Below are 19,210 nucleotides of genomic sequence, written 5' to 3'. Positions count from 1 at the left end.
AGGCGTTTGCTCCGCCCCCTGCTCAACGACCGACGCGCTCACTACGTTCTCGCCGGGAGTTCCGGCGCGGTCGTCTACTACGGGCTGTTCTCCGCAGGGTGGCTGATCGCCGGGCACCGCACGCCGTACCTGCTGCTCGCCGTGCTCGCGAACGCGGCGACCGCGGTGCTCACCTACCCGGTCTACCGGCGGATCTTCGGTGCGACCGGGTCCTGGCCGGGCGGGCTGATCCGGTTCTACCTGGTCTCGCTGGGCAGCCTGGCCTGCACCCTGTTCGGGCTGCCGCTGCTGGTCGAGGCCGCCGGACTGCCGGTGCTGCCGGCCCAGGCGCTGATCATCGTGGTGGCCCCGCTGATCACGTATCAGCTGCACCGCGGCTGGTCGTTCCGGTGACCGCCACGCTCACCCGCGCGGAGCCCGCCGGGACCGCCGCCACGCCGCCGCGCCCCGGCCGGATCGCCCGCACCGCCGACCTGGTGGTGCGCCTGCTCCCGGCCGTGCTCACCGCGGCCGTCATCACCGCCGTTCTTCGCTGGTACGGCGTGAGCACGCGCGACATCGCGGCGTTCTCCGGATATCTGACGTTCGCGGTGCTGCTCCCCGGCACGCTGGTCTGGCGCGCGCTGCGCCGCGGCGCGGGCACGCTCCCGGCCGACGTGGCCGGCGGCGCCGCGATCGGCTACTCCCTGGAGATCATCGGGTACGTGGTCGCACGCGGCGTCGACCAGCCGCGGCTCGCCCCCGCGCTGCCCGGCGTGATCCTGCTCGCGTTCGTGCTGGTCAAGCCGCTGCGCCGGTTCTGGCGCGGATCGGGCGAGCCGGTGCCGCGCCGCTGGGCGTGGGGCGTCGCCGGCGTCTGCCTGCTGGTGCTCGGCTGGACCGCCGCGAAGTTCTTCCGGTCACACGGGCTGGACTGGCCGTCGGTCGGCTCGCCCTACGTGGACATGCCGTTCCACCTGGCGCTGGCCGGCGAGCTGAAGAACCACGCGCCGCCGCAGATCCCGTACCTGATCGGCGAGCCGCTGCACTACCACTGGTTCGTCTACGCGGACCTGGCCGCGACCAGCTGGGGGACCGGCATCGAGCTGCAGGTGCTGCTGCTGCGGCTGAGCCTGCTGCCGATGGCGCTGATCTTCGTGCTCGGCACCGCGGTGCTGGCCACGAAGCTGGTCGGCGAGTTCCGTCACCCGGTGCCGTGGTGGGCCGGGCCGCTCGCGGCGCTGTTGCCGCTGGTCGGGGCGCCGTTCAACCCGTACCAGCACCTGCCCGCCTCGGTGCCGCAGGGCTCGATCCTGGACGCGCTCTGGCTCAGCCCCACCCAGACGTTCGGCGCGATGCTGGCGATCGCGGCCGTGATGCTGCTGATCGAGCTGCTCCGCGACGCCGGCGGCGCCGGCCGGTGGACCATGCTGATCCTGCTGCTCGTGGTGATCACCGGCGCGAAGGCCACCTACCAGCCGCTGCTGCTGGCCGGGCTGGTGCTGGCCGTGACCGTGCGCTGGATCGGCGAGTTCCGGCCGCCGTGGGCCGCGCTCGCCGCCACCGGGCTGACCGCGGTCACGCTCGTGTTCGCGCAGCTCATCCTGTTCTCCGACTCGGCCGGCGGGCTCAGCGTCAAGCCGCTCTCCACCGCGCTCAACTCCGCGCTCGGGCACATCGCCGGCACGGCCACGCTGCTGCCCGGCACCGAGGGCGGGCCGCCGGCGCCGATCCGCTACTCCGCGATGGACGGCGTGCCGTTCGGCGGGCAGGACGCGGACCCGGCCGCGCCGGCACCGCTCGGCGTCACGGCCGCGACCGGTGGCACCGCGGTCGAGGGCGCGGCCGCGACCACGCCGGGCACGATGGGGGAGGGGCTGGCGCAGCTCGGGCTGGAACGCGTGGCAGAGCTCGGCTGGTGGCCCGCGTTCACGCTGGCCACGCTGGTGCTGCTGCTCTGGATGAGCATGGTCGGCGGCGCGTGGGCGATGCTGCTGCGGCCGCGCCGGCTGGTCGACCCGGGCGTGCTGATCTGCCTGGGCATCGTGGCGGCCGGGTTCGGGGCGGCGTTGACGTTCGAGCATCCGGGCGCGAGCCAGCTGTACTTCGTCAACTCGGCGCGGCCGTACCTGGGGTGCCTCGCGGTGGCCGGGCTGGTGGTGGCGACGGCGCAACGTCGTACCCTCTGGGGCTGGTCCCTGGGCCTGTTCTCGCTCGCGGCCGGCGCGTGCGCGGTCTGGGCCGGTCACGACCTGATCGGCGAGCCGCACGACAACCAGGGGTTCGGCTCGGTGCTGGCGCCGCTGGGCGTGCTGGCCGGTGCCGGCCTCACGGTGTGGCTGCTGGTCTGGGGCATCGGCCGGGCCCGGAAGCGCGCGCGGCCGTCCCGCCGGGCCTGGTTCTCGGTGTGGCTGGCCATGCTCGGCATGGTGCTGCCCGCCGCGGTCGGCGGCTACGCGTCCCCGATCGCGGCCGCGATGCGCGAGGGCTGGCGCGACGTGCCGATGGAGGCGGACCCGTCCGAGGTCCGGCCCGCGGTGCCGGAGGGCGCGGTCGAGGCCGGCCGCTGGCTGCGCGACCACTCCGGTCCGGACGACCTGGTCGCGACGAACGTGCACTGCCGCTCGCTGCTGCAATGGGTGTGCGACAACCGCAACTTCTGGGTCTCGGCCTACACGGAACGGCGGGTGCTGATCTCCGGCTGGGGCTACACCGTGACCGCGCACGCGCAGGCCGCGCGCACCGGCACCGTGGTCAACCGCGTCGAGTTCTGGGACCGCGACCTGCTCAACCTGAACGACGCCGCGTTCCAGATGCCGTCCGCGGTCAGCGTGGGCCGCCTGGCCGCCGACCACGGCGTCCGCTGGCTGCTCGTCGACCGCCGCACCAGCACGCCGCCACCGGAGCTGTCCCGTTACGCGATCCCGCGCTTCACCGCCGGCCTCTGCGACGTCTACGAACTGCCCGCCTCCGCCGCCAGCTACCGCGTCACGTCCGCCGACTGAGGCACGGCCGATCCGGAGATCCAGGCGTCATCCGTGAATGACGCCTGGATCTTTGATCTTCGGGTTGAACCGGTGCTCCCACGGGCGGTGAGCCCGCGGGAGCAGCGCTGCCGGACCACGGCGTGAGTGGGTAGATCCAGATCTTGATCGTGGTTTCAGGGGCGACGGGCCCGGAGGAGCAGGGAGACGCCGGGGAGCGCGCCGACCGGGAGGTGGCGTTCGAGGCGCACGACGGCGCCGAGCGCGGCGTTGACCAGGGGATGGACGGCGGTGACGTCGTGGCGGAGCGTCGATTCGGACGCGGGGCGGGTGGTCGTGCGGCGGAGCGCGACCGCGGGGCGGAGCAGCACGTTCCAGCTGCGCAGCGACTCGATCCGCAGGCCGGCGCCCTCGATGAGCGTGGTGAGACCGTGCCGGTCGTAACGGCGGACGTGACCGCTGAGCTCGTCGAAAACAGACCACAGGCGCATGTCGGCGGGTACGGCGATGAGCGCGGTCCCGCCCGGCCGGAGCACGCGGTGGATCTCGGCGGCGGCGCGATCGTCCTCCGCGATGTGTTCCAGCACGTCGAACGCGACCAGCACGTCCTGGCCGGCGTCGTCGACCGGCAGCTCCCGCGCGTCGGCCCGGATCGCGGTCAGGCCCCGGGCACGCGCGATCTCCACGCCCTCGGGCAGGTGTTCCGTGGCCAGCACGTCATAGCCGAAATCGCGCATGACCAGGCAGTTCCCGCCGCCGGCCGCGCCGATCTCGATCGCCTTGCGCTGGGGCGGGCGGTGGCGCAGGCGGCGCAGTTCGCGGGCCAGGAGCGCGCGGCGTTCGCGGTACCACCAGTGGGTGTCCTCGACCGCGGTCGTGTCGTGGATGTCGGCGCCGCGCATCAGGCCCGCAGCCGCACGGTGCTGTGGTCGCCGACGATCAACTGATGAGCCGCGGGGGTACGCGGTGCGGGCAGCACCTGCGCGTCACGCCCGATGATCGACTCGCCGATCCGGGAGACGCCGCGGATCGAGGCGTTGTCGAAGACGATCGAGTACTCGATCTCCGCGTCCTCCAGCATGCAGTTGTCCGCGATCGAGGTGAACGGGCCGACGTAGGAGCGGATGATCTTCGTGCCGGTACCGATCACGATCGGCCCGCGCAGCACGGACTCCTCCACCACCGCGCCCGGCTCCAGCACCACGCGGCCGATGATCTCGGTCCGGCCGTCGACCGTGCCGTCCAGCCGCGGCTCCACCGACTCCAGCACCATCCGGTTGCACTCCAGGATGTCGCGCGCCCGGCCGGTGTCCTTCCAGTAGCCGCTGACCAGGTGGGAATGCACGCGATGCCCGTGCGCGATCAGCCACTGCACCGCGTCGGTGATCTCCAGCTCGCCGCGCGCGGACGGGCCGATCGCGCGGACCGCCTCGTGGATCGCGGGGCTGAACAGGTAGACGCCGACGATCGCCAGGTCACTCTCCGGCTCGGCCGGCTTCTCGGTCAGGCCGACGATCTCGCCGCTGCGGCCCAGCGTGGCCACGCCGTAGGAGCGCGGGTCGTCCACGGCCGCGAGCAGGATCTGCGCCTCGTAGTCGCCGGCCCGGAACGCGGTGACCAGCTCCTGCACGCCGCCGAGCAGGAAGTTGTCGCCGAGGTACATGACGAAGTCGTCGTCGCCGAGGAACTCCCGGGCGATCAGCACGCAGTGGGCCAGGCCACGCGGCGCGTCCTGGGGGATGTAGGTGATCCGCAGCCCGAAACGGGAGCCGTCGCCCAGCGCGGCACGGACCTCCGCGCCGGTCTCGCCGGTGACCACGCCGACCTCGGTGATGCCCGCCTCGCGCATCGCCTCCAGCCCGTAGAAGATCACCGGCTTGTTCGCCACCGGGAACAACTGCTTCGCGGACGTGTGGGTGAGCGGCCGCAGCCGGGTGCCCCGCCCACCGGCCAGCATCAGAGCCTTCATGCCGGATGTAACGGGCTGCGTAGGCGGATGGCGACGGCGAGTCGCGTCGCCGGGGCGCGTACGGGAAGATGGGCGGGACCCCACCAGAGGACAGGAGCACCACGATTCCTCCCAAGCCACAGCCAGAGGGGGGCCAGGCGCCCGTCGTGCAGCGGATCCGGATCCGCTATGCCAAGCGCGGCCCGCTCCGATTCACCTCGCACCGGGACTTCGCGCGCGCGTTCGAGCGGGCGCTGCGCCGGGCGGGCATCCCCATCGCGTTCTCCCAGGGATTCACGCCGCATCCCAAGATCTCCTATGCCAGCGCCGCGCCCACCGGCGTCGCCAGCGAGGCGGAATACCTGGAGATCGGCCTGCAGACCCGTACCGACCCGGAGACGGTCCGCACCGCGCTCGACGCCTCGCTCTCACCGGGGCTGGACGTGCTGGAGGCGGTCGAGGCCGGCCCCGGCAGTCTCGCGGACCGGATCGACGCGTCGCACTGGCGGATCGAGTTCCCCGGGATCACCGAGGAGACGCTGACCAAGGCGGTCACCGCGTTCCGCGACGCGCCCGAGGTTTCCGTCGAACGGCTCACCAAGCAGGGAAAGCGACAGCTTGACGCGCGTACGCCGGTGACCCTCATCCAGGTGAAATCGGAGGGGGACGCACCTTCCGGGGTCGGGGCCGCACCGTGTGCGATACTGGACCTTGTCGTGCGGCAGGTCACCCCGTCCGTACGACCCGATGACGTCCTGTCCGGCCTCCGCGTGGTGGCCGACCTGGAGCCGCCGGTGCCGCCGAGGGCGACACGGCTGGCGCAAGGCTTGCTGACCGCGCAGGGGGAGATCGTCGACCCGCTGGCAGCGGACCGCGACGGGGCAACCATCGGTGGGAGCTAGCCGGGTTTTCCGGCCAGCGCTCGTCGGCAGACTTCGGTAATTCGCGCCTTACGGGTTTCCCGGCCATCGGACGGCGGCGGGAGACGCGCGCGGCGCGGCACCGGAACTACTTTGCGGCGATCCTGCGTGGCAGCGCTCACCCGCGCCCGGGGCCGCCAGAACTGGAGAACGCCCATGCTCGACCACGAGCCAGAGGGCGGTGACCGGACCGGTTCCACACCGGCCGGCGACACCGTCGACAGCACTACTACCGACATCGTTCACGAGGCGGAGAGCTCGGCTCCCGTCGACAACCCGGTCCGGGCCGCCCCGGTGGCCGAGGCCGATGAGGAGATCGCTCCGGCGGTCGTGGAGTCCGTGCCGGTCGCGCCCGTGGAGACGCCCCCGTCCGGCGACTCCGCGATCGACCTCGACGCGGCCGACGTTGCCGTGCCGGTCGACGCGGGTCCCGCGCCGGTCGAGGACGTCGCGCCGGTGGCGGACGCCGCTGTTGCGGCGGCGGAGGTCGGGCCGGTTGCGGACATTCCGGATGTTGCGGATGTTCCGGTCGCTGAGGACGAGGTCGCGGTGGTGCCGGTCAAGGCCACGCGCACCCGGACGCGGACCAGGAAGGCCGCCGCTCCCGTCGCCGACGCGGAGGCCGGCGAGACCGCGGAGGACGCGCCGGTCGCTCCGGTGCGGCGCACCCGCACCCGCAAGGCGGCCGTCCCGGCGCTCGCGGCCGAGCCCGGCGCGGAGACGCAGGCCGGGGTGAACCCCGAGATCAGCCCGGTGCCGATCGCGCTCGAGGCCGAGGAGGCCCAGGCCGCGCCGGTCAAGGCCACCCGCACGCGTACGCGGACCAGGAAGGCCGCCCCCGAGGCGGCAGCGCAGGAGCAGCTGCCGATCGTGGTGGTCCCGCTGGACGACGAGATCGAGGACGAGTCCGGTGTCGCCGCGCCGGTCGTCGCCGCGCCGGTCGAGGCGGTGGAGGACGGGCCGCGTACCCGTCGCCGCGCCGCCATGCCGCCGCCCGTGCTGTTCATGGCGCCCGAGGCGGAGCCGGTCGTGCCGTTCCGCCGGGCGGAGCCGCCCGCCGCCGCGCTGATCGCGCCCGCCGAGGCCACGCCCGCGCCGGTCGAGGCCGAGGAGGAGGCGGAGCCGGTCGAGACCACGCGCCGCCGTCGTCGCCGCCGTGGCGCCGCCGAGCCGGTCGAGGCCGAGGAGGACAGCGCCGAGGACTACCGCCGCGGTCAGGACGTGGACGCGGAGGAGCAGGACGAGTCGTCCGACGACGCCGAGGACGACCTCGACGGCGAGGCGGACGACGACGAGAACGGCAGCCGTCGTCGCCGGCGCCGGGGCCGTCGTGGCCGCGGCCGCGGTCGTGGTGGCGCGGACGACGACGGCCTGGGCGAGGACGAGCCCACCGAGGAGAACGAGGCGCCGGCCGCCGAGGCCGACGACGAGGACGAGGACGGCGGCGAGCCGATGACCCGCCGTCGCCGACGCCGTCGCCGCAAGGGCGCGGGCGACACGGACGAGGCCGAGGAGGCGGGCGTCCACACGGTCGTGCGCATCCGCGAGCCGCGGGCCGTCGCCGACGAGGTGCAGGGCGTCTCCGGCTCGACCCGGCTGGAGGCGAAGCGTCAGCGTCGCCGGGACGGCCGTGAGCAGCGCCGGACCCGCCCGCCGATCCTGTCGGAGTCGGAGTTCCTGGCCCGCCGCGAGGCCGTGGACCGGACGATGGTGGTCCGGCAGACCAGCGACCGTACGCAGATCGCGGTGCTGGAGGACGGCATCCTGGTCGAGCACTACGTCAGCCGCGGCTCCTCCGGGACCATGGCCGGCAACGTGTACCTCGGCAAGGTCCAGAACGTGCTGCCCAGCATGGAGGCCGCGTTCGTCGACATCGGCCGCGGTCGCAACGCCGTGCTCTACGCCGGTGAGGTCAACTGGGACGCGACCGGTCTGGAGGGCCGCTCCCGCTCGATCGAGCAGGCGCTGCGCTCCGGCGACTCCGTGCTCGTGCAGGTGACGAAGGACCCGATCGGTCACAAGGGCGCGCGGCTGACCAGCCACATCGCGCTCTCCGGCCGCCACCTGGTCTACGTGCCGCACGGCAACGCGTCCGGCATCAGCCGCAAGCTGCCGGACAACGAGCGCAAGCGTCTCCGCGACGTGCTGAAGAAGCTGGTCCCGGACGGCGCGGGCGTGATCGTGCGCACCGCGGCCGAGGGCGCCAGCGAGGACGAGCTGGCCCGCGACGTCAAGCGTCTGCAGGCCCAGTGGGAGGACATTCAGGCCCGGTCCGCCGAGGGCGGCGCGCCGGTCGCGCTCTACGAGGAGCCCGATCTGCTGGTACGGGTGGTCCGCGACCTGTTCAACGAGGACTTCCGCGAGGTCCTGGTGCAGGGCGAGGACGCGTTCGACATGGTGGAGGACTACCTCACCCACGTCTCCCCGGACCTGGTCGACCGCCTGCACCGCTACACCGGCGTGGGCGACATCTTCGCCGACAAGCGCATCGACGAGCAGATCCTCAAGGGCCTGGACCGCAAGGTCTTCCTCCCGTCCGGCGGCCACCTGGTGATCGACCGCACCGAGGCGATGACCGTGGTCGACGTCAACACCGGTAAGTACACCGGCGCGGGCGGCAACCTGGAGGAGACCGTCACCAGGAACAACCTGGAGGCGGCCGAGGAGATCGTGCGTCAGCTGCGGCTGCGCGACCTCGGTGGCATCGTGGTGATCGACTTCATCGACATGGTGCTGGAGAACAACCGCGAGCTGGTGCTGCGCCGGCTGACCGAGTGCCTGGGCCGGGACCGGACCAAGCACCAGGTCACCGAGATCACCTCGCTCGGCCTGGTGCAGATGACGCGCAAGCGGATCGGTGCGGGCCTGCTCGAGGCGTTCAGCGAGACCTGCGACCACTGCAAGGGCCGCGGCCTGGTCATCCACACCGAGCCGGTCAGCGACCGGTCCCGCGGTGGCAACGGCGGTGGCAACGGGCACGGCGGTGGCGACCGTGTGAAGTCGGTGGCCTCGGGCATCGTCCCGTCGCCGGTCCGCACGGAGCGGATCGAGCGCCCGGAGCGTGCGGAACGCGTCGAGCGTGCGGAACGTGTCGAGCGTACGGATCGCTTCGAGCGTGCCGAGGGCTCCGGCCGTCGTCGCGGGCGGAAGGCGGCCGAGCTGGTGGTGGCCGAGTCGGCGACCGCGCAGGCCGCGCCGGCCGAGCCGGACACCGAGCTGGACCTCGCCCCCGCGATCGAACTGGAGGCCGACCCGCAGCTGCGGGTGGAGGCACCCGTCGCGCCGGTCGTCCCGCCGGTGACCGGTGGCGTGTCGGGCATCCTGCAGCAGGTGGCCCCGGCGCCGTCGCTGTCCGCGTACGAGGCGGCGAGCTACGACGACACGATGGGCTACGACCTCTCCCGGTACGAGAGCGTGACCGAGGACGACGAGGACGAGGACGACGACGCCGGTGAGCCCGCGCGGCTGGCCGCGGCGGACGACCCGGACGCGCTCGGCGACGACGAGGACGACGACGCCGAGGGCGGGGTGAGCGGCCGTCGCCGGACGCGTCGCAGCACCCGTCGGCGTACCCGTCCCTGATCGAGGTTTGTGCAGGCCCGGACCGTTCCAGGTCCGGGCCTGCACCATGTCCCCGCGCGGGAGCGGCGCGCAGGGGCTAGGGTCGACGGCGGTCAACGGCCCCGAACCCAGGAGCACCCCCATGACCCGCCCCCGGTCAATCGTTCGTCCCGCCGCCGCGGCGTTCGCGCTCGCGTCCGCGCTGCTGCTCACCACGGCCTGTTCGTCGTCACCGGAGGACGAGCAGGCGGCTCCGGCGCCGTCCGCCGCCGCGTCCGTGCCCGGCGGCGTCACGGATCCCGGCGTCACGGATCCGGCCGCGCCGCCGTCCGGCCCGCCGGTCAGCACGGTGCCGATCCCGGCGGGCAGCGGCCCGGCCGGCGGCAACGCGAAGGGTGTCTGCGACACCGTGACGAAGGACAGTTCGGCCGCGGTCACGGAGTACGTCGGTCAGCTGGCCAAGCTCGCCCAGGCCGGGCCGGACACCGCGGAGGGCAAGGCCGCCCAGACCGCGGCGGAGAAGGCGCTGGATGCCTGGGAGGCGTCGCTGCGCGGCCAGGCGGGTACGGCCTCGGACGCCCGGTTGAAGGCCGTGCTGACGAACATGGCGAACCAGGTGGGTGCGATGACCGCGGATCTGACCTCGATCGGCGGCGGCCAGGTGGAGCAGCTCCAGGCGCAGCTCGACGAGCTCTGCGGCAGCTGATCAGCACCCGAGTTGGGAGGCCAGGGGCTGATGGCGTAGTCTTGCCGTTGGCGCACCGTCGTGCGCCGAGTTCGCGTGCGCCATCCTGCTGGAGGGCTTGGACCTCCCCGCGTGGGAGTCCTGGATCTCCCAATCGTGGCACGCTGCGAGCACCGAACCATCCGCCAGCGGTTGCGTTGCGTTGTGTGTCTGCGCGCCGCTTGTCAACGACAGGGAGTCCGCGTCTCATGTACGCGATCGTCAAGACCGGCGGCAAGCAGTACAAGGTCGCCGAGGGCGACGTGATCGAGGTCGAGAAGCTCGTGGGTGAGCCCGGCGACGCGGTGAAGCTCGCGGCGCTGCTCCTCGTTGACGGCGATGACCTGGTGACCGACGCGGCGCAGCTTGCCAAGGTCTCGGTGTCCGGCGAGATCGCCGAGCACACCAAGGGACCGAAGATCCGGATCCACAAGTTCAAGAACAAGACCGGCTACCACAAGCGTCAGGGGCACCGTCAGCCGCTGACCAAGATCAAGGTGACCGGCATCTCCAGCGGTAAGAAGTAGGGGCGGCTAGCTCATGGCTCACAAAAAGGGTGCTTCCAGCTCGCGCAACGGTCGCGACTCCGCAGCTCAGCGGCTGGGCGTCAAGCGCTTCGGTGGTCAGGTCGTGAAGGCCGGCGAGATCCTGGTCCGCCAGCGCGGCACCAAGTTCCACCCGGGTGACCTGGTCGGCCGCGGCAAGGACGACACGCTGTTCGCGCTCGCGCACGGCGCAGTGCAGTTCGGCGTCGCACGTGGCCGCAAGACGGTCAACATCGTGCCGGCCGAGGTCTGATCTCGATCTCACGGAGCGGGCCGGGGCGGTTGCCCCGGCCCGCTTTGTTATATGCGCACGAACCGGAATGAAACGGCCTCGTGCACTCTTGAGTTACCCGGGCGCGCCCGTCGGCGTACCCCCGGATGGTGTTGATCTTTAAGGGGCTTGAAGTGGCAACGTTTGTCGACCGCGTGGTGCTGCACCTGCAGGCGGGGAACGGTGGCCACGGCTGCGTGTCGGTGCTCCGGGAGAAGTTCAAGCCGCTCGGCGGCCCGGACGGCGGCGACGGAGGCCACGGCGGCAGCGTGAAGCTGGTCGTCGACCCGCAGGTGACCACGCTGCTCGACTTCCACTTCCGGCCGCACATCAAGGCGCAGAGCGGCGTGGGCGGCGGCGGTGGCAACCGGGACGGCGCGAAGGGCCGCGACCTGGTGCTGAAGGTGCCGGACGGCACCGTGGTGATGACGCCCGAGGGCGAGGTCCTGGCGGACCTGATCGGGCCGGAGGCCACGTTCGACGCGGCGCGCGGCGGCCGCGGCGGCCGGGGCAACGCCTCGCTGGCGAACTCGCGGCGCAAGGTGCCCGGTTTCGCGGAGCTCGGCGAGCCCGGCGACACGCTGGACGTGGTGCTGGAGCTGAAGAGCGTCGCGGACGTGGGCCTGGTGGGTTTCCCGTCGGCCGGTAAGTCCTCGCTGATCTCGGTGGTCTCCGCGGCCAAGCCGAAGATCGCGGACTACCCGTTCACCACGCTGGTGCCGAACCTGGGCGTGGTCCAGGCCGGCGAGAAGACGTTCACCATGGCGGACGTGCCGGGCCTGATCCCGGGCGCGGCCACCGGCAAGGGCCTCGGCCTGGAGTTCCTGCGGCACATCGAGCGGTGTGCCGTGCTCGCGCACGTGGTCGACTGCGCGGCGCTGGAGACCGAGCGTGACCCGCTGGGCGACATCGAGACGCTGGAGGCGGAGCTCGCGGCGTACGGCGGTCTGGAGGGCCGGCCGCGTGTGGTCGTGCTCAACAAGATCGACGTGCCGGACGCGCGCGACCTCGCCGAGATCGTCCGGCCGGACCTGGAGGCGCGCGGTTACACCGTCTTCGAGATCAGCACCGCGACCCGGGAAGGGCTGCGGGAGCTGACGTTCGCGCTCTCCAAGCTGGTCGAGGAGAACCGCATCGCGATCGCGCCGGCCGAGCCGTCCCGGATCGTGATCCGGCCGATGGCGGTGGACGACAGCGGCTTCACCATCACCCGCGAGAGCGAGCCGGACCCGGAGGCGGAGGACCAGACGTCGGTCTGGGTGCTGCGCGGTCCGCGCCCGGAGCGCTGGGTGCGGCAGACGAACTTCGACAACGACGAGGCGATCGGTTACCTCGCGGACCGGCTCGACCGGCTCGGTGTGGAGGACGCGCTGGCCAAGGCCGGTGCGTCCGCGGGCGACACGGTGCGCATCAGCACCTGGGAGTTCGACTGGCACCCGGACGCGGGCGAGTACATCGCGGGTCCGCGCGGCACCGACATCCGCCTGGAGGAGAAGAACCACCGGCCCACCGCGGCGGCCCGTCTGGCGGCGCGGAAGGCGCGTCGCGAGCGCACGGTCGTGCCGGAGGAGGCCGCGTGGGTCGCCACGCTCCAGTCCGAGCAGCTGACCGAGGACGACTGGTCGTGATCACCACGGTTCCGGGCCATTTCTCGGAAACCTTGTAGAAAACGGGCCCGACTAACCTCGGAGCATGTTGATTGAGCCCCGTACCGGTGCCGACCCCGAGCTTCTCGCGCTGATCACCGAGCAACAGCGCGAGCTCGCCTCGGCGTCCGGTGGCGGGGACGGGGTCGTCTACCCGGTGCGGGTGGGCGCGACCTACCTGGTCGGGATCGTGAACGGGCACGCGGTCGCCTGCGGCGCCGTGGTCACGCTGGACCCGGACACGGCCGAGATCAAGCGGATGTACGTCCGGCCCGCGTTCCGCGGCCGGGGGTACTCCCGCGCGATCCTGGCGGAGCTCGAGGAGCTGGCCACCCGCGCGGGTTACCGCGTGCTGCGGCTGGAGACCGGTGGTTACCTGCCGGTGGCGATCTCGCTCTACCGGACCGCGGGTTACGAGCCGATACAGGCCTACGGAGAGTACGTAGGCAACTCGCACAGCGTGTGCTTCGAGAAGAGCTTGCCTGTTCTGGCCTGATTTATCGGATATGGCGTGCGCTATCGGGGGATGGCCACGCCGTGGCAACGGTGAAACGATGGTCGACTATGGACGAGGCGCGCCTTGACACGCCGGCGGCGATCGACGAGCACCTGACCCGTGTGCTCACCAGAGCCGACCGCGCGCGGTACGGGGTGCGTTTCGTGCTCTGCGACCATGACAACCGGGTCCGCGTGCACTGCCCGGTGGACGAGCCGCCGCCGTTCGCGGACGGGTCGGGGCCGCGCGCCGCGGTCGCCGCGTTCGTCACGTTGCTGTCCGGCGGGCAGGCCGGTGTGCGCGTGCTGCTGGTGCTGACCCGGCCCGGCTCCGGTGCGGTGAGCGCGTCCGACCGGGCGTGGTTCCACGCGACGTACGACATCTGCCGGGTGGCCGGCGTGCGCGTGCTCGGCGTCTACCTGGTCACGCCCACGGACCTCCGCGAGATTCTGCTCGACGACGCGCTGTAGGGCGTGTGTGGTGGATCCACGCCGGAATGCGCCCTGGGCCATCCCTCGTTCCCCGGGTCCTTCCGCCCGCCGCGTGCGGGCCGGACGGTGGCGCCCGCATGCTGCCGTGCGCGCCGCCGGTGGGGAGGGGCCGGGAAGGGGGCCAGGGGGTGGTGCGGGTGTGCTGGCCCCTGTTGGTGGCTCCTCTGGGAGGGGCGGGGGTGGGTGGATCGTGGTGGGTGCCGGGGGCGATCGCAGTGCCCGGTGCGGCCGGAGGCTCCGATGAGCTGCGGCCGGGAGGCAGAGTGGCGAGGCGGGCGAGCGCCGCGCCCGGAGGGAGGCACATCGTGAACGCCACGGATTCTCACCCGAGCCCCGACATCGCGGCCGCGCTGGACGCGTGCCGGAAGGCCGGCCTGACCACCGTCCGGGGAGGTGACGGGCCGATCTGGGGGTGGGTCGAGTGCGCGACCGGCGCTCGCCGGATCTCGGTCCCGGCCCGGACGGACGACCCGGGCCGGCAGCGCACCCGGCTCCTGACCTTCCTGGACAGCCATGTCACGCACCGGGTGCGCAAGCGCCCGGCGCCGCGTGTGAGGAGCGGCCGATGACCCCGGTCTTCCAGTTCCGCATGGTGGTGGACACACCACCCACGGAGGCACAGGCGGTCGCGCTCGTCGCACTGCCGGATTCGCCCGCGGTCGAGATCGCGCCGGAGGAGCAGACCGGCGTGGTCTGGTTCGACCGGTCGGCGTCGCTGCTGGCCGAGGCGCTCGTCACGGCCGCACGTGATCTGGAACGCGTCGGGCTGCGGCCGATCCGGGTGGAACCACGCGATCCGGTGACGATTCCGGAGGCGGCGGCCCGGCTCGGGCGGTCCGCGGAGTGGTTCCGGGACTGGCTGGCCGGCACGCGCGGCGAGCCGGGCGCGCCGAAGCCGCTGCCGATGCGCGTGACCGGCCCGGAGAAGCTCTTCAGCTGGGACGATCTCACCGAATGGGTACGGGAGCGGCTCGACCCCGGGCTGCCCGACGACCCGCCGGTGCTGAACGCGGCCGGTCTGGTGCTGCGCTTGCGCCGCTGTGCGTCCGGTGTGGACGGGCTGCCGGTGTTGCTCGGCCTGATAGCCATCGAGCAGTTGCCGTGAGCGAGAGGGTGGCCGGGCGCGAGCCTTGCCACGTGGTCCCGTCCCGTGCGTGCCCGTCCCGTGGACTTCTCCGTGGCGTCGACCCGTTCGCCGGGTTGACCTCGCTCACTGTCCACGTTCGAGGTTCGATGCGGTCAATCCAGGACGGGCCATGTGCAACCGGGCATCGATCCGGCTACCCTCACTCGGTCGTGACGGAATACGAGGGGGGCGAATGCCTGCGAGGCACGGTGGCCGGCGGACGGCACTGAGCGACCGGGCCGGGATGCCGGTGTGGGTGCCGGTTCTGGCCACGGCCGGGGTGCTCTCCGGAGCACTGGTGGCCGTGTTCCTCCTGGTGCCGCGCGATGCCGCGCGGGAGGAGATCTCCGCATCGCCGTCCCGGCCGGCGGTCCTGGAGGCCGGCGACACGTTCCCGGATTCGCCGGAGCTGTCCCGCGTGCCGGGGATGGGCAATCCGGCGCCGAGCGCGGTGGGAGAGACCTCACTGGTCGCGGGCGATGGGGAGACCGAGGTCTCGGACCGGCGGCGCGACGACGCGACCGCGATCTACCGGCTGCGTAACTCGTACGACGACTCGTTCATCGGCGAGGTGCTGGTGTCCAACCCGACGACCGGGGTCCGTCACTGGTCGCTGCAGATCACCTTCGCCGACAACGTCGGGGAGCTGCGCACGTTCTGGGTGGAATCGGCACCGCAGGCCACCATGAGCCACAACGGGCCGGTCTACACGTTCATCAGCACCGTGCCGCTGAGTGCGGGCGCGTCCGTTTCGCTCCGGTTGCATTTCGACCGTACGGGTGAGGACGCGCCGCCTCGGGTGTGCACTGTCAACGGGGGCACCTGCCGCTTCGCGTGAGCGCGAGGCGGCGGGAACCCCGGCCGGGCTACTCCAGGTCGAACTCGCCGTCCTTGGCTCCCTCGACGAACGCGTCCCACTCGGCCTGGGTGAAGACCAGGACGGGACCGTCCGGGTCGGCGCCGTTGCGCATGCCGATCAGGTCATCGACGAAGGCGACCTCGACGGAGCTTCCGTCGCCGCCCTCGCCCGGCCCGGCCGACTGCCACACCGCGCGGGAGAGATCGAAGTCGCCCTTGGGGTGAGGCGTGGTCATGAGATCTCCCTTGGGGGACGTGGAATGGGGATTGAAGAGGCGTTGTGCAGGCGTGCGCCAGGTCACATCGCAGGACACAGGTTACCCGGGGTTGCCGCCGGGACCGGACCGGGGAGGATGGTCGGATGCGCAGCCTGACTCGTGCGGAGGCCGTGGAGCGCGCCGCACTCCTGACCGTCGACGGTTACGAGATCCACCTTGACCTCACGGGTGGTCCGGAGCTGTTTCGATCGACCACCACCATCCGATTCCGGGCCGCCTCGCCCGGACCCACCTTCGTGGAGCTGAAGCCCCACCGGCTGATCTCCGCACGACTCAACGGCACGGACCTGGACCCGGCCACGCTCGACGGGAACCGGCTGGCCCTGTCCGCGCTGATCACCGGCGACGCGGGGAACGAGCTGGTCGTCGAGGCCGAGATGGCGTACACGAACACCGGCGACGGGCTGCACCGGTTCGTCGACCCGGCGGACGGCGAGGTGTACCTGTACGGGGGATCCTTCCTGGACGAGTCCGAGAAGGTCTTCGCCTCGTTCGACCAGCCGGACCTGAAGGCGCCGTTCACGCTGACCGTGCGCGCGCCCGAGGGGTGGCTGGTCGCGGCGAACGGCGCGGAGGTCAGCCGGGAGGACGGGCTCTGGACGTTCGCCCGCACGCAGCCGCTGGCCACCTACTTCTTCTCGATGATCGCGGGGCCGTACCACCTGGTCACCGGCGAGCACGACGGCATCGCGCTCGGGGTGTACTGCCGCAGGTCGCTCGCCGGGGACCTGGACAAGGACGCGGCCGAGATCCTCGACATCACGGCCCGCTGCCTGGACCGGTTCCACGAGCTGTTCGAGATCCGCTACCCGTTCGGGAAGTACGACCAGGCGTTCGTGCCGGAGTTCAACGCGGGCGCGATGGAGAACCCGGGCCTGGTCACGTTCCGCGACGACTACGTGTTCCGCTCCGCGGTCACGGACAGCGAGCGCGAGCTGCGCGCCACCGTGATCGCGCACGAGATGGCGCACATGTGGTTCGGCGACCTGGTCACCATGCGGTGGTGGGACGACCTGTGGCTGAACGAGTCGTTCGCCGAGCACATGGGCTACCGGGTGATCGCCGAGGTGACCGACCTGCACACCTGGACCACGTTCGGCATGCGGCGCAAGGCCTGGGGTTACATGGCCGACCAGCGTCCGTCCACGCACCCGGTCGCGCCGCCGGAGCTTGCGGACTCCGCGCTCGCGCTGCTCAACTTCGACGGCATCTCGTACGCGAAGGGTGCGGCCGTGCTGCGCCAGCTGGTCGCGTTCCTCGGCGAGGAGGCGTTCTTCGCCGGCATCCGGGAGCACTTCCGGACGCACGCGTTCGGCAACGCCACGCTCGCGGACCTGCTCGATTCGCTGAGCCGGGCCGCCGGCCGCGACCTGACCGGCTGGGCAGACCTGTGGCTGCGCCGCGCGCAGGTCAACACGCTCACGCCGGAGGTGACGCCGGGCCCGGACGGCACCTGGGCCGAGGTGGCGATCCGGCAGACCGCGCCGGCCGGCCACCCGACGCTGCGCCCGCACCGGATCCGGATCGCGCTCTACGACCGGGACGGCACGGCCGTGGTGTGCCGCGAGCGGTTCGAGGCCGACCTGGCGCCGGAGGCGGACGGGGGCCGGACCGTGCTGGACCGGCTGGCCGGGCAGCGCGCCGCGGACCTGCTGCTCATCAACGACGGTGACCTGACCTACGCGAAGGTCCGGCTCGACGACGCGTCCGCGGCCGCGGTGCCGCTGATGCTGCCCGCGATCGAGGACTCGCTCACCCGCGCGGTGATCTGGAGCGCGGTGAGCGACGCGGTGCGTGACTCGGACCGCCCGGTGGCGGACCTGGTCTCGCTGGTGCTCGCGGCGCTGCCGGCCGAGCGCGAGGTGATCATCGTGGAGGACGTGCTGCTGCTCACGATGCGGCTCGTCGACTCGTACCTGGAGGGTGCGGCGCGCGACGACGCGCTGCTGCTGATCGCGGGCGCCTGCGACCGGCTGCTGGCCGCGGTGCCGGCCGGGTCGTCGCTGCAACTGGCCGCGGCCCGTGGGCTGATCAGGGCGACCACGGACACGGCGCGTCTGGCCGGCTGGCGGGCCGGCGAGGGCGTGCCGGACGGGCTGGCGGTCGATGCCGACCTGCGGTGGCGGCTGCTGGCCTCGCTGGTGGTGCTGGGCGCGGCCGGCGAGGCGGAGATCGACGCGGAGCTGGAGCGGGACCGGAGCGCGGCCGGCGAGCTGTGGGCCGGTGGGTGCCGTGCCGCGCTGCCCGACCCGGAGGCGAAGGAGCGGGCGTGGCAGCGGCTGATGGCGGACGAGACGCTGTCCAACCGCATGCTGGTGGCGTACGCGAACGCGTTCTGGCAGCCGGAGCAGCGCGAGCTGACCGCGCCGTTCGTGGCGCGCTACTTCGCGGAGATCCCGGAGGCGGCGCGGAAGCGGTCGGCGTTCTCGGCGGAGCGGCTGTCGCTGCTGCTGTTCCCGGCGTATGCGGTCTCGCCGGAGACCCGGGAGGCCGCGGCACGGCTGCTGGAGCGCGATGACCTGCCCCCGGCGGTACGCCGTGCGGTGACGGATTCGGACGATGAACTGCGTCTTGCGCTCCGGGCCCGAGGGCTCTGACGTAGACCTCTGTGCTCATGGGGGTGCGGCTCCGGCCGTACCCTCGTGGCGCCTTTGATCTTGATCTTGTTTTGGGTGATGGTTTGCCGGAGCGGGCACGGCGAGAGAAGATCATTGGCGTGGGTGAGCGTGGGCAGCGGATCGGCATCATGGGTGGCACGTTCGATCCGATTCACAACGGTCACCTGGTCGCGGCCAGCGAGGTCGCGGATCGGTACGGGCTGGACGAGGTGGTCTTCGTCCCGACCGGGCAGCCCTGGCAGAAGGGCCGGCAGGCGGTCACGGCGGCCGAGGACCGGTACCTGATGACCGTGATCGCGACCGCGTCGAACCCGCGGTTCGCGGTGAGCCGCGTCGACATCGACCGGCCCGGCCCGACCTACACCGTCGACACGCTGCGTGACCTGCGCGCGCTCTACGGGCCGGACGCGGAGCTGTTCTTCATCACCGGTGCGGACGCGGTCGCGAAGATGCTCTCCTGGAAGGACGCGGAGCGCATGTTCGAGCTGGCCCGGTTCGTCGGCGTGACCCGGCCGGGCTTCGAGCTGTCGAACGAGCACCTGCCGGACGACACGGTGAGCCTGGTCGAGGTGCCGGCGATGGCGATCTCGTCGACCGCGTGCCGCGCGCGCGTGGTGGCCGGGAAACCGGTCTGGTACCTGGTGCCGGACGGTGTGGTGCAATACATCGCCAAACGAGGGCTTTACGCTGGGTAGTTTGTCACCTGATGTCCTCTATGGGGAAGAAGTGACAAGACGACTGTCCGCCGGTTGTGAGACCCTGGAA

Annotated in this window: 18 protein-coding genes; 15 read left to right on the top strand and 3 right to left on the bottom strand. The window is 72.2% G+C overall.

Annotated elements, in window-relative coordinates; genetic code table 11:
• The first annotated feature begins 6 nt into the window (after window positions 1-6).
• Both OP04_RS14155 and OP04_RS14150 read left to right on the top strand, forming a co-directional pair.
• A complete protein-coding gene (locus tag OP04_RS14155; RefSeq protein WP_033340088.1) occupies window positions 7-393 on the top strand; it encodes a GtrA family protein in 387 nt (128 codons plus the stop codon).
• On the top strand, window positions 390-2,984 hold the full coding sequence (locus tag OP04_RS14150) for a hypothetical protein (protein ID WP_033340087.1): 2,595 nt from the start codon (window positions 390-392) through the stop codon (window positions 2,982-2,984). The genes OP04_RS14155 and OP04_RS14150 overlap by 4 nt, the downstream gene beginning before the upstream one ends.
• A 155-nt stretch (window positions 2,985-3,139) precedes the next feature.
• On the opposite strand, the gene OP04_RS14145 is transcribed toward OP04_RS14150, so the two are convergent.
• Complete coding sequence (locus OP04_RS14145) at window positions 3,140-3,865, bottom strand: class I SAM-dependent methyltransferase (protein WP_033340086.1); 726 nt, start codon at window positions 3,863-3,865, stop codon at window positions 3,140-3,142.
• Window positions 3,865-4,932 carry a glucose-1-phosphate thymidylyltransferase gene (locus tag OP04_RS14140; RefSeq protein ID WP_033340085.1) on the bottom strand — a complete coding sequence of 356 codons (1,068 nt, stop codon included), beginning with the start codon at window positions 4,930-4,932 and terminating at the stop codon, window positions 3,865-3,867. The genes OP04_RS14145 and OP04_RS14140 overlap by 1 nt, the downstream gene beginning before the upstream one ends.
• 146 nt (window positions 4,933-5,078) lie before the next feature.
• Here OP04_RS14140 and OP04_RS14135 point away from each other — a divergent pair, with 146 nt between their 5' ends.
• From OP04_RS14135 to OP04_RS14085, 11 genes are all read left to right on the top strand, one after another.
• Window positions 5,079-5,813 carry a TIGR03936 family radical SAM-associated protein gene (locus OP04_RS14135; protein ID WP_232323584.1) on the top strand — a complete coding sequence of 245 codons (735 nt, stop codon included), beginning with the start codon at window positions 5,079-5,081 and terminating at the stop codon, window positions 5,811-5,813.
• Between the two features lie 174 nt (window positions 5,814-5,987).
• Entirely contained in the window at window positions 5,988-9,413 is a 3,426-nt protein-coding gene (locus OP04_RS14130; RefSeq protein ID WP_033340084.1) for an Rne/Rng family ribonuclease, read from the top strand.
• A gap of 121 nt (window positions 9,414-9,534) precedes the next feature.
• Window positions 9,535-10,098: a hypothetical protein gene (locus OP04_RS14125; protein WP_033340083.1), complete on the top strand. Its 564-nt coding sequence runs from the start codon at window positions 9,535-9,537 to the stop codon at window positions 10,096-10,098.
• A gap of 227 nt (window positions 10,099-10,325) precedes the next feature.
• Window positions 10,326-10,643, top strand: a complete 318-nt coding sequence (gene rplU, locus OP04_RS14120; RefSeq protein ID WP_033340082.1) for a 50S ribosomal protein L21 — start codon at window positions 10,326-10,328, stop codon at window positions 10,641-10,643.
• Between the two features lie 13 nt (window positions 10,644-10,656).
• The gene (gene rpmA / locus OP04_RS14115) at window positions 10,657-10,914 is read left to right on the top strand and encodes a 50S ribosomal protein L27 (RefSeq protein WP_033340081.1); all 258 of its coding nucleotides are present in this window, start codon (window positions 10,657-10,659) and stop codon (window positions 10,912-10,914) included.
• A gap of 152 nt (window positions 10,915-11,066) precedes the next feature.
• Window positions 11,067-12,560, top strand: coding sequence for a GTPase ObgE (gene obgE / locus OP04_RS14110; RefSeq protein WP_033340080.1), 1,494 nt, complete (start codon window positions 11,067-11,069; stop codon window positions 12,558-12,560).
• 64 nt (window positions 12,561-12,624) lie between these two features.
• Complete coding sequence (locus tag OP04_RS14105) at window positions 12,625-13,074, top strand: GNAT family N-acetyltransferase (protein WP_033340079.1); 450 nt, start codon at window positions 12,625-12,627, stop codon at window positions 13,072-13,074.
• 68 nt (window positions 13,075-13,142) lie between these two features.
• Window positions 13,143-13,544: a hypothetical protein gene (locus tag OP04_RS14100; RefSeq protein ID WP_033340078.1), complete on the top strand. Its 402-nt coding sequence runs from the start codon at window positions 13,143-13,145 to the stop codon at window positions 13,542-13,544.
• Between the two features lie 326 nt (window positions 13,545-13,870).
• Window positions 13,871-14,134 carry a hypothetical protein gene (locus OP04_RS14095; RefSeq protein WP_033340077.1) on the top strand — a complete coding sequence of 88 codons (264 nt, stop codon included), beginning with the start codon at window positions 13,871-13,873 and terminating at the stop codon, window positions 14,132-14,134.
• Window positions 14,131-14,670, top strand: a complete 540-nt coding sequence (locus OP04_RS14090; protein ID WP_033340076.1) for a hypothetical protein — start codon at window positions 14,131-14,133, stop codon at window positions 14,668-14,670. The genes OP04_RS14095 and OP04_RS14090 overlap by 4 nt, the downstream gene beginning before the upstream one ends.
• Window positions 14,671-14,884: 214 nt before the next feature.
• A complete protein-coding gene (locus OP04_RS14085) occupies window positions 14,885-15,529 on the top strand; it encodes a cellulose binding domain-containing protein (RefSeq protein WP_198153819.1) in 645 nt (214 codons plus the stop codon).
• 28 nt (window positions 15,530-15,557) lie between these two features.
• Here OP04_RS14085 and OP04_RS14080 read toward each other — a convergent pair whose 3' ends face one another.
• A complete protein-coding gene (locus OP04_RS14080; protein WP_033340074.1) occupies window positions 15,558-15,785 on the bottom strand; it encodes a DUF397 domain-containing protein in 228 nt (75 codons plus the stop codon).
• Between the two features lie 125 nt (window positions 15,786-15,910).
• Here OP04_RS14080 and pepN point away from each other — a divergent pair, with 125 nt between their 5' ends.
• Together pepN and nadD are read left to right on the top strand one after the other, a co-directional pair.
• Entirely contained in the window at window positions 15,911-18,424 is a 2,514-nt protein-coding gene (gene pepN / locus OP04_RS14075; RefSeq protein WP_033340073.1) for an aminopeptidase N, read from the top strand.
• Window positions 18,425-18,543: 119 nt separating this feature from the next.
• Complete coding sequence (gene nadD, locus OP04_RS14070; protein WP_033340072.1) at window positions 18,544-19,140, top strand: nicotinate-nucleotide adenylyltransferase; 597 nt, start codon at window positions 18,544-18,546, stop codon at window positions 19,138-19,140.
• The last annotated feature ends 70 nt before the right edge of the window (window positions 19,141-19,210 follow it).

This window comes from Catenuloplanes japonicus (assembly GCF_000717135.1).
Lineage (GTDB): Bacteria > Actinomycetota > Actinomycetes > Mycobacteriales > Micromonosporaceae > Catenuloplanes > Catenuloplanes japonicus.
The sequence above is the reverse complement of the archived record's forward strand: the minus strand, read 5'-3'. Positions and strand labels throughout refer to the sequence as shown.